At 70.6% G+C, this 15,127-nt stretch carries 12 protein-coding genes and 1 tRNA gene; 8 read left to right on the top strand and 5 right to left on the bottom strand.

Annotation, left to right across the window (positions count from 1 at the left end):
* Positions 1 to 30 precede the first annotated feature (30 nt).
* On the top strand, positions 31 to 948 hold the full coding sequence (locus QNO12_RS10450; RefSeq protein WP_257502317.1) for an ABC transporter substrate-binding protein: 918 nt from the start codon (positions 31 to 33) through the stop codon (positions 946 to 948).
* 102 nt (positions 949 to 1,050) lie between these two features.
* On the opposite strand, the gene QNO12_RS10445 is transcribed toward QNO12_RS10450, so the two are convergent.
* Genes QNO12_RS10445 through QNO12_RS10430 form a run of 4 tightly spaced genes read right to left on the bottom strand, consistent with a single transcriptional unit; the run spans position 1,051 to position 5,132 of the window.
* Positions 1,051 to 2,832, bottom strand: coding sequence for an ABC-F family ATP-binding cassette domain-containing protein (locus QNO12_RS10445; RefSeq protein ID WP_257502318.1), 1,782 nt, complete (start codon positions 2,830 to 2,832; stop codon positions 1,051 to 1,053).
* A 41-nt stretch (positions 2,833 to 2,873) separates the two neighbouring features.
* Positions 2,874 to 3,101 (bottom strand): hypothetical protein, encoded by a 228-nt coding sequence (locus tag QNO12_RS10440; RefSeq protein WP_308495359.1) that lies wholly within the window; start codon positions 3,099 to 3,101, stop codon positions 2,874 to 2,876.
* Positions 3,098 to 4,600 (bottom strand): SDR family NAD(P)-dependent oxidoreductase, encoded by a 1,503-nt coding sequence (locus QNO12_RS10435; RefSeq protein ID WP_374761026.1) that lies wholly within the window; start codon positions 4,598 to 4,600, stop codon positions 3,098 to 3,100. The genes QNO12_RS10440 and QNO12_RS10435 overlap by 4 nt, the downstream gene beginning before the upstream one ends.
* Positions 4,601 to 4,634: 34 nt before the next feature.
* Positions 4,635 to 5,132 (bottom strand): MarR family winged helix-turn-helix transcriptional regulator, encoded by a 498-nt coding sequence (locus QNO12_RS10430; RefSeq protein WP_257502319.1) that lies wholly within the window; start codon positions 5,130 to 5,132, stop codon positions 4,635 to 4,637.
* 102 nt (positions 5,133 to 5,234) lie between these two features.
* Between QNO12_RS10430 and QNO12_RS10425 the strand changes: the two genes are divergently transcribed.
* The 7 genes from QNO12_RS10425 to QNO12_RS10395 all read left to right on the top strand — a co-directional run bounded on the left by QNO12_RS10425 (position 5,235) and on the right by QNO12_RS10395 (position 13,584).
* Positions 5,235 to 5,306, top strand: a tRNA-Gln gene (locus QNO12_RS10425).
* Between the two features lies 1 nt (position 5,307).
* Positions 5,308 to 6,780: a bifunctional UDP-N-acetylglucosamine diphosphorylase/glucosamine-1-phosphate N-acetyltransferase GlmU gene (gene glmU / locus QNO12_RS10420; protein WP_257502320.1), complete on the top strand. Its 1,473-nt coding sequence runs from the start codon at positions 5,308 to 5,310 to the stop codon at positions 6,778 to 6,780.
* Entirely contained in the window at positions 6,755 to 7,789 is a 1,035-nt protein-coding gene (locus QNO12_RS10415) for a ribose-phosphate diphosphokinase (protein WP_257502321.1), read from the top strand. Before glmU ends, QNO12_RS10415 begins: the two co-directional genes overlap by 26 nt.
* Positions 7,790 to 7,805: 16 nt before the next feature.
* Positions 7,806 to 10,508, top strand: coding sequence for a cation-translocating P-type ATPase (locus QNO12_RS10410; protein WP_257502322.1), 2,703 nt, complete (start codon positions 7,806 to 7,808; stop codon positions 10,506 to 10,508).
* A 92-nt stretch (positions 10,509 to 10,600) separates the two neighbouring features.
* Positions 10,601 to 11,092 carry an FMN-binding protein gene (locus tag QNO12_RS10405; RefSeq protein ID WP_257502323.1) on the top strand — a complete coding sequence of 164 codons (492 nt, stop codon included), beginning with the start codon at positions 10,601 to 10,603 and terminating at the stop codon, positions 11,090 to 11,092.
* 9 nt (positions 11,093 to 11,101) lie between these two features.
* Positions 11,102 to 12,016 (top strand): FAD:protein FMN transferase, encoded by a 915-nt coding sequence (locus tag QNO12_RS10400; RefSeq protein ID WP_257502324.1) that lies wholly within the window; start codon positions 11,102 to 11,104, stop codon positions 12,014 to 12,016.
* Positions 12,013 to 13,584, top strand: a complete 1,572-nt coding sequence (locus QNO12_RS10395) for an FAD-dependent oxidoreductase (protein ID WP_257502325.1) — start codon at positions 12,013 to 12,015, stop codon at positions 13,582 to 13,584. Before QNO12_RS10400 ends, QNO12_RS10395 begins: the two co-directional genes overlap by 4 nt.
* Here the strand turns inward: QNO12_RS10395 and QNO12_RS10390 are convergent.
* Positions 13,571 to 15,022: a sensor histidine kinase gene (locus tag QNO12_RS10390; RefSeq protein ID WP_257502326.1), complete on the bottom strand. Its 1,452-nt coding sequence runs from the start codon at positions 15,020 to 15,022 to the stop codon at positions 13,571 to 13,573. The genes QNO12_RS10395 and QNO12_RS10390 overlap by 14 nt on opposite strands.
* Positions 15,023 to 15,127: the final 105 nt, after the last annotated feature.

Here is a 15,127-nt window from a genome sequence, read left to right as displayed (position 1 = left end):
CACACAGTCCCCAACCCCGAAGGAAACATCATGTTCACAGCACGCAAGTCCCGGGTCGCGTTCGCCGCGGCCATTCTGGCGGGCGTCGCGCTCGTCGCGACCGGCTGCTCGTCGGGTGACCCGCTCGCGGACGACACCGGAGCCGCGGAAGCCGGCGGCGACGTGATCGCCATCGGCTCGGCCGAGTACTACTCGAACGCGATCATCGCCGAGATCTACGCGCAGGCGCTCGAGAACGCCGGCTTCGAGGTCTCGCGCGACGGATTCAACGCCGGCCAACGCGACAGCTACATGCCCGCCGTGGAATCCGGCGAGATCACGCTCATCCCCGAGTACACCGGAAACCTCCTCCAGTTCTTCGACCCCGAGACCGAGGCGCGCACCTCCGAGGACGTCTACGCCGCGCTGCCGGACGTGCTGCCGGAGGGGCTGTCCGTGCTCGAGCAGTCCACCGCCACGGATCAGGACTCGTACACGGTGACCAAGGCGTTCGCCGACGCGAATTCGCTGGTGGAGATCGGCGACCTGGCGAGCGTCAGCACGGCGCTGACGCTGGGTGGACCGCCCGAGCTGGCCGAACGCCCGTACGGCCCCAGCGGCCTGCTCGAGACCTACGGGGTGACCGTCGGGTTCTCGCCGACGGCGACCACCACGCTGGACGCGCTGCTGGCCGGCACGATCCAGGTCGCGAACATCTACACGGCCGACCCGGCCATCCAGACGAACGACCTCGTGGTCCTCGAAGACCCCGAGGGACTGTTCCTCGCCTCGAACGTCGTTCCGCTCGTGAGCGGTGAGCTGCCGGACGGTGCCGCAGAGATCCTCAACGCGATCAGCGCCGCGCTCACGCCCGAGGGGCTGGTGGCGCTCAACGTCCAGAGCACTGTCGATGAGCTGAACCCCGACGAGATCGCCACGCAGTGGCTCACTGAGAACGGGTTGATCTAAGCCGCGGCGATCCCCCGCGAGACGGGATACGCGCCACCAGACCGGGATCCACGGACTCGGGCTCGCGGCGCCTATCCCGTCTCGCGGTGCAGGCGGGACCGGTCAGTGGCCGAGCGATTCGCCGAGCTCGAGCCAGCGCTCCTCGAGGTCGCCGAGGTCGGCTTTCATCGTCTGCAGTTGAGCGTTCCGCTTGCCGATCGCGACGTAGTCCGACTGGTCGTGCGCAGCCAGGTCGGCGTGCGCGGCCGCGATCCGCTGCGTCAGCTTCGTCATCTGCCGCTCGATCGCGCTGAGCTCCTTCTCGGCGGCGCGCCGGTCGGCCCCGGCCAGGCCGGCGCCTGTGGCCGGCGACGACGAGAGCGCCGCGGCGGGCGCATCGCGTGCGGCCGCGCGGCGGCGCAGGTACTCCTCGACACCCCCCGGCAGGTGCCGCATGCCCTGCCCCTCGATCGCGTACTGCTGGTCGGTGACGCGCTCGATCAGGTACCGGTCGTGCGAGACGACCAGCAGCGTTCCGGGCCATGAGTCCAGCAGGTCCTCGAGGGCGGCGAGCATGTCCGTGTCCAGATCGTTGGACGGCTCGTCCAGGATCAGCACGTTCGGCTCGTCCAGCAGCACCAGCAGCAGCTGCAGGCGCCGCTTCTGCCCGCCGGAGAGGTCGCGCACCGGCGTGGACAGCTCCGAGGAGCGGAACCCGAGCCGTTCCAGCAGTTGGGTGGGAGTCAGTTCCTTGCCGCCCGTGACGTACGAGGTCTTCTGCAGCGCCAGCACGTCCCGGACCCGCTCGTCCGCGTACTGATCCAGTTCGGTCAGGCGCTGGCTCAGGGTGGCCACCTTCACCGTCTTGCCGCGCTTGACACGTCCGGACGTCGGCTCCACCGTCCCGGCCACCAGGCCCAGCAGCGTCGATTTGCCAGCACCGTTCGGTCCCAGGATGCCGGTGCGCTCGCCAGGCGCGATGCGCCACTCGACGTCCTTGAGGATCGGACCGGCGCCGTAGTCCACGCCGGCGTCGAGCAGGTCCACGACGTCCTTGCCGAGGCGTGCGGTGGCGAGTTTGGCCAGTTCCACGTTGTCACGCGGCGGCGGCTCGTCCTCGATCAGCTGGGTGGCCGCCTCGATGCGGAACTTCGGTTTGGAGGTGCGCGCCGGCGCCCCGCGGCGCAGCCACGCCAGTTCCTTGCGAAGGATGTTGCGGCGTTTGGTCTCGGCCACGTTGGACTGGCGCTGTCGCTCGACACGCTGCAGCACGTACGCGGCGTAACCGCCCTCGAACGGATCGACCGTGCCGTCGTGGACCTCCCACATGCGCGTGCACACGGCATCCAGGAACCACCGATCGTGGGTGACCAGCAGCAGGCCGCCCGCGTTGCGCGCCCACCGCTGCGCGAGGTGCTCGGCGAGCCAGGCGATGCCTTCCACGTCCAGGTGGTTGGTGGGCTCGTCCAGGGCGATGACGTCCCAGTCGCCCACGAGCAGACGGGCCAGACCCACCCGTCGGCGCTGACCGCCGGACAGGGCGGACACGACGGTGTCCAGCGGCACGTCCCGCAGCAGACCGTCCAGCACGTCGCGCACGCGTGCGTCACCGAGCCACTCGTGCTCGGGGCGATCGCCGACGATCGCGTGGCGCACGGTCTCGTCATCGGGCAGGTCGTCGTCCTGGGCCAGCATCCCGACGCGCACGCCGCCGCGCATCGTGACACGGCCGGAGTCGGGCTGCAACCGGCCGGTCAGCACCTTCATGAGGGTGGATTTGCCGTCGCCGTTGCGTCCGACGATGCCGATGCGGTCGCCGCCGTCGACTCCCACGGTCACGTCGTCCAGGACGACTTTCGCGGGGAACTCCACGTGCAGGTGCTCGCCGCCGAGGAGATGGGCCATCCTCCCAGCCTAAGCGGCGGTGGGCGCCTGGCCTGCCGCCGCTAGGTGCGGCGGAGCCGCGGATCCGGCGGCGGCGGCACCGCCTTGGCCGCGATCACGGCCGCCAGGGCGACGGATTCGCGCCCGCGCCGGGTCTCCACGACGACGGTGTCGGCATCCTTCGATCGCAGATAGCCGAGCGCATCCGTTGCCCCGCCGTCCCCGAGCAGGGAGCGGACCACGACGCGCGTGCCGATCGGCGCGTGCCGCAGGAACTCGGCCGGGTTCACCAGCTGCCGACCGCGTAGTCCTTCAGGAAGACGCCGAAGATGTCCTCGCCGGCCTCGCCGCGCACGATCGGGTCGTACACGCGCGCTGCGCCGTCTACGAGATCCAGCGGCGCGTGGAAGCCCTCCTCGGCGAGGCGCACCTTCGTGGGGTGCGGGCGCTCGTCGGTGATCCAGCCGGTGTCGACGCTGGTCATCAGGATGCCGTCGGTCTCGAACATCTCGCGGGCGCTGGTGCGGGTCAGCATGTTCACGGCCGCCTTGGCCATGTTCGTGTGCGGGTGGCCCGGACCCTTGTACCCGCGACCGAACACGCCCTCCATGGCGCTCACGTTCACCACGTATGTCCGCCGGGCCGGACTGGCCGCCAGCGACGGACGCAGCTGCGATACCAGCAGGAACGGGGCGGTGGTGTTCGCCAGCTGCACTTCCAGCATCTCCAGCGGATCCACCTGCTGCACGTGCTGAGTCCACGAGTTCGAGTCCTCCAGGTCCGGCAGCAGCCCCCCGGCGTCGATCGCCGTTCCGGCGGCGAGACGGTCCAGCGAGCTCGAGCCGGCAGCCATCGCCTGCTCGGTCAGCTCTTCGGCACGCGTGGCCGCCGCGGCCAGGATCGGATGTGCGCTGACGGACTGGGCCAGGGCGAGCGGGTGGGCATCGTTGGTGTGCCCGAACGTCACCAGCTCGGGCAGCGGGCCGTCCGGCAGCGGCGCCAGCTCCGCGTCGACCAGGGGCTGGTACGCGCCGGGAGAGCGTCGCACCGTTTGGGTGGCGTTGTTGATGAGGATGTCCAGCGGTCCCTGCGCGGCCACGGATTGGGCCAGGCCGATCACCTGGGCAGGATCGCGCAAGTCGATTCCCACCACGCGGAGCCGGTCGATCCACTCCGCCGAGTCGGGCAGGCTGGTGAAGCGGCGCACGGCGTCGCGGGGGAAGCGCGTCGTGATCGTCGTGTGCGCGCCGTCGCGGAGCAGCCGCAGGGCGATGTACATGCCGATCTTGGCGCGGCCTCCGGTCAGCAGCGCGCGGCGGCCGGTCAGGTCCGTGCGCGCCTCCCGCTTGGCGTGGCTCATCGCCGCGCAGGTCGGGCACAGCTGGTGGTAGAACGCGTCCACGTGCGTGTACGGCTGCTTGCAGATATAGCAGGCGCGCGCTTTGATCAGCGTCCCCGCCGAAGACGAGCCGGAGGTGATCGCCAGCGGAATGCCGCGCGTCTCGTCATCGATCCGGTCGGGTGCGCCGGTGGCGGTGGCCGCGACCACCGAGCGGTCCGCGTCGGCGATGAGCGCGCGCTTCTCCAGCCGTCGCACCTTCTTGGCCGACTTGAACATGTTCGCCGTGGCGTGCCGCACGGTCCGGTAGTCGGGATGCTGCTGATCCACCTCGTCCAGCTGCGCAAGCACCCGCAGCGTGATCGCCAACTCGGACGGGTCGATGCCGCTGGGGCCGTGATCGGCGGATTCGGGCGCGGGCGAGGCGGGTCGCTGATCGGAGAAGGGCACACAGAATTCTACGCCCGGACGCCTGTGCGTCCCCTCAGACGTCGAACCCCAGGCTGAGCTTGCGCAGCAGTCCCGCCAGACGCTCGCGATCCGAGCGGGACAGTGAGGCCAGCAGCAGAGCCTCCGCGTCCACGAGGCGGGTGATCGCGGCATCCACGCGGATCCGGCCGTCCTCGGTGAGGGTCACCAGGATGCTGCGCCCGTCGTCCGGGTCGGCCTCACGGTGCACGAGACCTCGTCCGACCAGTCGGTCGATGCGGTTGGTCATCGTTCCGCTGGAGACCAGCGTCTGCTGCAGCAGCTGCTTCGGGCTCAGCTGGAACGGCTCGCCGGCGCGGCGCAGGGCGGACAGCACGTCCCAGTCCCACGGCTCGAGGTCGCTGCGCCGGAAGGCGTCGCGACGGGCACGGTCCAGGTGGCGGGAGAGCCGATCGACGCGCGAGAGCACCTCGAGCGGCGAGAAGTCCAGGTCGGGACGCTGCGCCGTCCACGCTCCGACGATCCGGTCGACCTCGTCCGTCTCCTGAGCCATGTCCTCATTATCGTGGTCGGCCGCCCCGCCGGCACGCGGAGCTTCAGCGGGCGTCTGGCAGACTTATCGGGCGGCCGCTCCCTGTGCAGGCGGGGGTCGCGGTCCGCCGTGGTGTAATGGCAGCACGACAGCCTTTGGAGCTGTTAGGTCTAGGTTCGAATCCTGGCGGCGGAGCATGTCCGAGAACATCACCGCGCCCCAGCTGGCCGTCATCATCCTCGCCGCGGGTCAGGGCACGCGGATGAAATCGAGTCTGCCGAAGGTTCTGCACCGGATCGGCGGGCGTCCGCTGCTCGGCCACGTCCTGGACACCGCGCGCGCGCTCGACCCGCAGAAGGTGCTGGTCGTGGTCCGGCACGAGCGCGACCTCGTCGCCGATGTCGTCCTGGACATCTCACCGGAGATCGTGGTCGTCGATCAGGACGAGGTCCCCGGCACGGGTCGCGCCGTCGAGGTGGCACTGGCTCAGCTGCCCGACTTCAGCGGCGATGTGCTGGTGCTCAGCGGCGATGTGCCGCTGCTGGATGACCAGACTCTGGCGCGCTTGATCCGCACCCACCGCGAGAGCGGTGCCGCGGCCACCGTGCTCAGCGCCGTCGTGGCCGACCCGACCGGATACGGCCGTGTCATCCGCGACTCGGCCGGAGGCGTGCAGCGCATCGTCGAGCAGAAGGACGCCACCGACGATGAGGCATCCGTCACCGAGATCAACGCGGGGGTGTACGTGTTCCAGGCGGAGCCGCTGCGCCGGCACATCGCCCTGGTCGGCAGCGCCAACGCCCAGGGCGAGCGTTACCTGACGGACGTGGTGGCGCTGTTGCGCGATTCGCGCTTGGCGGTGGGTGTCTCGCAGGCGACGGAGGCGACCGCCGCGCTCGGGGTGAACGATCGCGTCCAGCTGTCCGAAGCGGCGCGGCTGCTGAACGCCCGCACGGTGCGCAGGTGGCAGCTGGAGGGGGCGATGATCCTCGACCCGGCCACCACCTGGATCGATGTGACCGCATCGCTCGCGCCGGATGTCACGGTGCTGCCGAACACGCACATCCTCCGCGCGACCTCGATCGCCGCCGGCGCCACGGTCGGGCCCGACACCAGCCTGGTGGACTGCGAGGTCGGCGAGAACGCGTCGGTGACGCGCACCGATGCGACTCTGGCCGTCATCGGCGCCGGCGCCACGGTCGGCCCGTTCGCGTACCTGCGGCCGAACACCGTCCTGGGCGACCGGGGCAAGATCGGCACGTTCGTCGAGACCAAGAACTCCACGATCGGCGAGCGCAGCAAGGTGCCGCACCTGTCCTACATCGGCGACACCACGATCGGCACGGGCGTGAATCTGGGGGCCGGGGCGATCACCGCCAACTACGACGATCTCACCAAGCACCGCACCCAGATCGGCGACGAGGTCCACACCGGGTCGCACAACGTGTTCGTGGCGCCGGTTAGGATCGGAGCAGGCGCGAAGACCGGGGCCGGCGCGGTGATCCGAAAGGACGTGCCGCCCGGGGCACTGGCGCTCAGCGTGGCCCCCCAACGCAACGTCGAGGGATGGGTCGAGACCAACAGAGCGGGAACCGGCGCGGCGGACGTCGCGGCCAAGGCCCGGTCGGCACAGAAGGCAGACGATGGCGCGCAAGCGGAAAACGGTTGATCTCGATCGCGATAACGACATCGCCCCCGGTCTGGTGGCCAAGACGAAGAAGCGCCTGGTCGTCGCCGGTGGGCGCTCGCACCCGGCACTTTCCAGGGACGTCGCCGCGGCCATCGGGACCGAGCTGGTGCCCACCGAGTACCGCACCTTCGCGTCGGGCGAGATCCTCACCCGGTTCGAGGTGTCCATCCGCGGCTGCGACTTCTTCCTGATCCAGAGCTTCGGCCCGCCGGTCAACGAGTGGCTCATGGAGACGCTGATCATGCTGGATGCGGCCAAGCGCGCGTCCGCGAAGCGGATCACCGTTGTCGCGCCGTACTACCCGTACTCGCGCCAGGACAAGAAGAGCCGCGGGCGCGAGCCGATCAGCGCGCGTCTGGTCGCGGATCTGCTCAAGACCGCCGGAGCAGACCGCGTGATGAGCGTCGACCTGCACGCCGCGCAGATCCAGGGGTTCTTCGACGGCCCCGTCGACCACCTCTTCGCCAAGCCGGTGCTGCTGGAGTACTTCCAGCGCACGCTCTCGCCGGAGGACCGCGCAAAGCTGACCGTGGTCTCGCCGGACACCGGCCGCGTGCGGGTGGCCGACACCTGGTCTGACAGCCTCGGCGCCCCGCTCGCGATCATCCACAAGCGTCGCGACCCGAAGGTCGCCAACCAGGTCACCGTGAACGAGATCGTCGGTCAGGTGGAGGGCCGGGTCTGCCTCCTCGTCGACGACATGATCGACACCGGCGGCACGATCGTCAAGGCCGCGGAGGCGCTCAAGAAGAGCGGCGCCGAACGCGTCATCGTCGCGGCCACGCATGCGATCTTCAGCGACCCGGCCTCGGAGCGCCTGCAGTCGGTGGCCATCGACGAAGTGGTCGTCACCGATACCGTGCCGATCCCGGAGCACAAGCTGTTCCCCGCGCTGACGATCCTGCCGATCGCGCCGCTGCTGGCTCGGGCCATCCACGAGGTGTTCGAAGACGGGTCGGTCACGAGCATGTTCGACGGGGCCGCATAGCGCGGCGGGTGCATCCATGACACTCCCGGCACAGGCAGCGACCCTGGCCGTCGATCGTCCGTTCGCACGGACGGTGCCGGAGGTCGAGCGCGCACTGCGCACGGACACCGCGGGTCTGACCGCCGTCGAGGCGGCAGCGCGTCTGCAGGACGTCGGGCGCAACGAATTGCCCCCGCCGCCGCGCAGACCCGCGATCCTGCGTTTCCTGATGCACTTCAACGACACGCTGATCTACATCCTGCTGGGCGCCGCTGCCGTCAAGGCGATCATGGGCGACTGGCTGGATTTCTGGGTGATCATCACCGTGGCGGTCATCAACGCCGTGATCGGCTTCGCCCAGGAAGGCCGCGCAGAGTCGGCGCTCGCCGGCATCCGCGGAATGCTCTCCGCCGACGCTCGCGCCCGTCGCGATGGTCGGTGGATGACCGTGCCCGCTGCTGAGCTGGTGCCGGGCGATGTCATCCGCCTGGCCCCGGGCGACAAGGTGCCGGCGGATGTGCGCCTCTTCCAGGCGGTCCAGCTGCGCATCGACGAGTCCGCGTTGACCGGCGAATCCGTGCCCGCATCCAAGGCGGTGGACCCGGTGCCCCTGGAGGCCGGCGTCGGAGACCGAGCCTCCATGGCCTTCTCCGGCACCATCGTCTCTGCCGGGCAGGGCCGGGGGATCGTGACCGGAACCGGCACCGCGACCGAGATCGGAAAGATCCAGGAACTCGTCGGGGATGCCGGCTCCCTGGCCACCCCGCTGACCAAGCAGCTGGATGACTTCGGCAAGAAGCTCACGCTGGTCATCCTCGGCATGGCGGTGCTCATGCTCGTGATCGGACGGTTCGGGCACGGGATGCCGTTCGCCGAGCTGATCTCGGCGACGATCGGCTTCGCGGTGGCAGCCATCCCGGAAGGGCTGCCCGCGCTGGTGACGATCACCTTGGCGATCGGCGTGCAGCAGATGGCGCGTCAGAACGCCATCACCCGCAAGCTGCCGGCCGTCGAAGCGCTGGGTTCGGTGACCACGATCTGCTCGGACAAGACCGGCACGCTGACCAAGAACGAGATGACCGTGCGGCGCATCGTCACACCCGTCGGCGACTACGAGGTCACCGGCCTGGGCTACGACCCGGACGGCGAGATCCTCGCCGACCACGGGCAGCCGCCCGGCGCAGACGTGGCGGCCATGCTGTCGGTCGCGACGCTGTGCAACGACGCGCATCTGGTCCGCGACACCGCGGACGGGGGCTGGAGCCTGGTCGGGGAGCCCACCGAAGGCGCGCTGAAGGTCGTCGCGCTGAAAGGCGGTGTCAGCTCCGCCGGCATCCGGCGGGTCGATGTGGTGCCGTTCGACTCGGCGCACAAGCTCATGGCGACCCTGGACGAGGCAGCGGACGGCTCGCGCGCCGTTCTGGTGAAGGGGGCGCCGGACCGTCTGCTGGAGCGATCGACGAGCCAGCGCGGTGCGGCCGGCCGGGAGCCGCTGGACGTGGAGCGCTGGGATGCCGAGGTCGCAGAGCTGGGCGGCGCAGGGCTGCGGGTGCTGGCAGCGGCCCGCCTGCCGGTGGATCGGACCCGCGAGGTGGTCAGCCTGGACGATCTGCACGGACTGGAGTTCCTGGGCGTCTGGGGCATCCTGGACCCGCCACGCCCGGAGGCCGTCGACGCGATCGCGGACTGCCACGCCGCCGGCATCCGCGTGAAGATGATCACCGGCGACCACGCCGGCACCGCCCTGGCGATCAGCCGCGAGATGGGCATCGTGCACGACGCCGACGCGCGCGTACTCACGGGGGCCGAACTTGAGGCGATGACGCAGGAGCAGCTGAAGGCGGTGGTCCGCGACGTCGACGTCTTCGCCCGCACCAGCCCGGAGCACAAGATCCGCATCGTCCGCGGTCTGCAGGCGCATGGCGAGGTCGTGGCGATGACCGGGGACGGGGTCAACGACGCCCCCGCGCTGACGCGGGCCGACATCGGGATCGCGATGGGCATCAAGGGCACCGAGGCGACCAAGGAGGCCGCCGAGATCGTCCTCGCGGACGACAACTTCGCCACCATCCGCGCGGCGGTCCGCGAGGGGCGCCGGATCTACGACAACCTGCGCAAGTCCGTGGTGTTCCTGCTGCCCACCAACGGTGCGCAGGCACTGGTCATCCTCGTGGCGGTCGTGTTCGGGCTCGCGCTGCCGCTCACACCGGTGCAAGTGCTCTGGGTCAACATGGTGACCGGGCTGACGCTCTCGCTCGCTCTCGCCTACGAACCGGCCGAGCGGGGCATCATGACCCGGCCGCCGCGCGCCCCCGGCGGGTCGATCGTCTCCGCCCGCGAGCTCGGGTTCGTCTTCCTCGTCTCGCTGCTGATCGGCGGCGCCACGCTCGGGGTGTTCTACGGCGCGGTCGCGGGCGGCACCGATATCGCCTATGCGCGCACCGAAGCGGTCGCGATGCTGGCGCTCGGACAGCTCGCGTATCTGTTCAACTGCCGGTTCCTGAGCCGGTCCAGCCTGACCGTCGACGTGCTCCGCGGCAACCCGGCGGTGTGGTGGTCGGCGCTCGCGCTGGTGGTGGTCCAGCTCATCTACACCTACGTGCCGTTCATGAACGACCTGTTCGGCTCCCGTCCGCTCGCGGTGTGGTCTTGGGGCCCGCCGATCGCGCTGTCGATCGTCATCTTCCTGGCGATCGAGGCTCTCAAAGCGCTCCGCCGGGGCCGGCGCGGGCGGGGGTGACCTGTTCAGGCTGCGTTCAACGACGCTCCATAGGTTGGTCGGGAACAGTTCTCGCATCCGCACCCACCGTCAGGCATCGCAGGAGGACCACCATGATCCGCACCGACGCAGTACCGCGCCCCCTCCGCATCGGGGCAGGCGTGGCCGCCGTGGCCGCGACGTTCGCCCTCGCCGGGTGCGCCCCCACGGACGCCGGGGGCGGCACCGAGGCACCCGCTGCCGGCCCGAGCCGAAGCTCCGCCCCGGGCTCGGGCGCCTCCGAGCCGGCAGCCCCGTCCGGGGACAGCACGTACGCGGACGGCACGTACACCGCCGACGGCTCCTACGCCACACCCGAATCGGTCGAGACGATCACGGTCACCGTCACCCTGGAGGACGATGTGATCGCGGAGGTGTCCGTCGTCGGGGATCCCCAGAAGCGCGAATCCGAAGAGTATCAAGGGCGCTTCATCGGCGGGATCGCCGACGCCGTGGTGGGAAGGGACATCGACGAGATCGCGGTCAGCAGGGTCGCCGGATCGTCGCTGACCAGCGGCGGCTTCAACCAGGCGATCGAGACGATCAAGTCCGAAGCTGCGGCGTAGCGGCTCGCCATGGCACCACCGGATGACGCCGGACGGTCTGCCGGCGCCGCGAGGCCTGCCGTCTGGCGATTCGACGCGATCGGCACCCGCTGGCAGATCGAGACACCCGCGCCGCTCGACGCACGCGCCCGCGCGGCCGTCCTCGGCGTGATCGCGGAGTTCGACCGACAGTGGTCGCGATTCCGCAGCGACTCGCTGGTCGCGGCGCTGGCCGGCGGCGCGGCGGCGGTGCCGGCACCGCCCGATGCCTCCGCCATGCTCGACGCGTTCGATGCGCTCAGCGCGGCCACAGCCGGCGCCGTCAACCCACTGGTGGGAGCCTCGCTGGAGGCGCGCGGGTATGACGCCGGGTACCGTCTGGTCGACCGGGGCGCCGCACCCGCGCCGGCGAACTGGCAGGACGTGCTCTCGTGGGATGGCGGGATGCTGCGCCTGACCGAGCCGGCCGTCCTGGACGTCGGCGCCCTCGGGAAGGGGCGTCTGGTGGATCGGGTCGCCGAGGCGCTCGAGCCGTGGACGCGGGACGGCCTGGTCGTCGACGCGAGCGGGGACATGGTCGTGCGCGGCGGCCCGCACCGCATCGGACTGGAGCACCCGTACGACGCGCGGCGCGCGATCGGGGTCGTCGAGGTGACGGATGCCGCGCTGTGCGCCTCGGCGACGAACCGGCGCAGCTGGGGCGAGGGCCTGCACCACGTGCTGGATGCGCGCACGGGGGAGCCGGTGCGCACCATCGCGGCCACCTGGGCGATCGCCCCGGCTTCGCAGCCGAGCCCCGCGATGCGCGCCGACGCGATCGCCACCGCACTGTTCTTCGACGGAGGCCCCCAGCTGGCCGCGCAATGGCGTGTCGAGTGGGTGCGCATGAGCACGGACGGCCGCGTCGAGTGGTCGCCCGGCAGTACGGCAGAGTTGTTCGCGTGATCGGAACCTTCACCTCGCTGTGGAATCGCGTCTTCGCGGTGCTCGGACGCGTCTCGATGTACCGGCTCGCGCTGCTCGCTCTGGGCGCACTGTCCGTCCTGGCGCTGATCGCCTCGGTCTTCGGGCTGGTGGCGCCGACACCGGTGGAGCTGCTGGTGACGGCCGTGGTGCTGACCGTGGTGTGCGCCGGTGTGGATGCCGCCGCCCAGGCGGTCGTGCGGCTGCCCTGGCGGCTGGAGTCCTCGCTGATCACAGCGGCGATACTGCTGTTCGTGCTGCGCCCCACGCTCGATCCGGCCGGGCTGGCCGGGATCGCGCTCGCCGCGGCCGCGGCATCCCTCTCCAAATACGTGCTGGCCTGGCGCGGACGGCACATCTTCAATCCGGCCGCCGTGGGCGCGACCGTGCTGACCGTCGTGGCTGTCGCGGTGCCCAGCCTGGGGGCATCGTCGTGGTGGGTCGGCACGCCGGTGCTGGCCGGGCCGGTGATCCTCCTCGGCCTGGCGGTGCTGGTGCGCACCGAGAAGGTGCGCGTCATCGCGGTCTTCGTCGTCGCTGCGGTGGCGGTCGGCGTGCTGCGCACGTCGGCGCAGTATCAGGCCGCAGGACTGCCGGTGCAGATCGGCGATGTGCTGTGGCCGCTGCTGTGGTCCTCGCCGATCCTGTTCCTCGGCGCATTCATGCTCTCCGAGCCGCTGACCCTGCCGCCGCGCCGGTGGCAGCAGTTCACCGTCGCCGGTCTGGTCGGCGTGCTGGTGGGGTGGCCGATCGACCTCGGTGCGATCAGCCTCGGCCAGGAGCGCGCTCTGCTGATCGGCAACCTGCTGGCGTTCGTGTTCGCGTTCTCCGCCCGCTCGGCGGTGAAGCTGGCCCTGGAGTCGCGCGTGCTGCTGACTCCGACGGTGCACCTGCTGACCTTCCGGGCGCGTCGCCGTCTCGCATTCATCCCCGGTCAGTACCTGGAGTTGGACGTGCCGCACCGCCATCCCGACGCGCGGGGGACTCGCCGTGAGTTCAGCATCGCCTCGGCACCCGAAGACCTGCCGCTGCTGTCGGTGGCCTTCCGCGAGGTGCCCGGCGCGAAATCGCAGAGCTCGTACAAGAAGGCCCTGGCCCAGATCTCCACGGGGGATGCTCTGGCCGTCACCGGAGTGTGGGGAGATTTCGTCCTCCCGAAGAAGCCCACCAGCGCGGTGTTGATGGTCGCCGCCGGCATCGGGATCACGCCGTTCGTCTCGCAGCTGCGGCATGCGCGCCTTGCCGGCGAAGACCGCGACGTCGTCCTGGTGTACGTCGCCGCCGAAGCGGCCGAGCTCGCGTTCCGCGAGGAGCTGGAGGCATCCGGTGTGCCGGTCGTGGTCTTCACGCGCGACCAGCCGCGGGACCTGCCGCGCCACTGGCTGTGGGCCCGCGGTGTCCGCCTCGACGCGGAGGGCCTGCTGCAGGTCGTGCCCGACATCGCCGCCCGCCACGCCTACATCTCGGGTCCCGCCGGGCTGATCGCGGAGCTCGCTCCCGCGCTCGAGCGGGCGCGCTCCATCACCACCGACGCCTTCAGCGGGTACTGACCTCCGCAGCGGCAGCGGGCGGGGTGACCGGCAGCCGCACCTCGAACGTGGTGTCTCCAGGGCTGCTGCGCACGGTCAGAGCGCCGCCGTGCGCGGCCACGATCGCCCGCGCGATGGAAAGGCCCAACCCGGTGCCGCCGGTCTGGCGGGCGCGTGAGCGGTCGGCTCGGGAGAACCGGTCGAACAGCTCGTCGGCGATCGCCGGATCCACGCCGGGACCGTCATCGTGGACGCGGATCACGGCATCCGTCCCCTCGCGCGCCACCGTGAGCGTCACGTGGGTGCCCGCCGGCGTGTGCGTGCGCGCATTGGCGAGCAGATTGCCCAGCACCTGGTGCAGCCGGGCGGCGTCGCCCGTGATGACCACCGGCTCCTCGCCGACATCGAGCTCCCACCGGTGATCCGGGCCCGCAGGGCGCACATCGGCGATCGCCTCGATCGCCAGTCGCGACAGGTCGACGGTGCCGTAGACGAGCTCCTGCCCTTCGTCCAGTCGGGCCAGCAGCAGCAGGTCCTCGACGAGCCGGGTCATCCGGATCGACTGCGCCTGGATGCGCTCCAGCGACGTCACGGTGTTCTGATCCTCCGACGCGGCATCCCCGTGGCGCAGCGCGCGCAGCGACAGCTCGGAGTAGCCGCGGATGGAGGCCAGCGGCGTGCGCAGCTCATGGCTGGCGTCGGCCACGAATCGACGCATCCGCTCCTCGTTGCGCTGGCGGGCGTCCAGCGACTCGCCGACGTGGTCCAGGAGCGTGTTCAGCGCGTGCCCGACGCGTCCGATCTCGGTGTGCTCGTCCGTCTCATCGTCCGGCACGCGCTCGGTGATCGAGACGGCGCCCTCGGCCAGCGGCAGGGCGGCCACGCGCGTCGCGGTGTCGGCCACTGCACGCAGCGGCTTGAGCCCTGCGCGGATCACGAACGCGATGGCCGCGGCCAGCAGGAGCAGACCTCCCGCGGTGACCAGGGTGATGGTCGTCAGCGTGGCCGCGATCGTGCTGCGCACCTCCGAGACCGGCAGTCCCGCGATCCCGATGAAGTTGTCTCCCTGCACCAGGCGGATGCGGTAATCGCCGATGTCATCCCCCAGCGAGATGGTCGTGAAACCGCCCTCGTCGATCGCGTCCACGACACCGGCGATCTGGTCGTCGCTGAGACGGACGACCTCGCCGTCGCCGCCGATGTACGCGCCGGACACCCCGCCGCTGACCGACTGGACGACGAAGAGGAAGCCCGGTTCCTGCGGACCTTCGGCCAGTACGTCGAATGCATCCCGGACGGTGAGCGGGAACTGGGGCGTCTGCAGGGACTGACCGGCCTGCTGGGCGGCGTTCTCCAGGCGGGCGTCGAGGTTCGCTTCCAGGACGCGGCCCAGGGCGGCGCTGGTCGCGATCGCGACGATCACCAGGATGAGGGAGACGATGCCGATGACCGTCGCCATCAGACGCGTCTGCAGACTCCACCGATGACGTGCGCGCCGCGGCGCAGGGGGCGGTGCCTCGTCACGAGCGTCGTCGTCGGCGTCCGTCGGGGGCGCCGCGAGCGG

Origin of the sequence: Microbacterium sp. zg-B185, from assembly GCF_030246885.1 — a bacterium.
Classification (GTDB): Bacteria; Actinomycetota; Actinomycetes; order Actinomycetales; family Microbacteriaceae; genus Microbacterium.
This window is presented reverse-complemented; position numbering and strand designations above follow the sequence as displayed.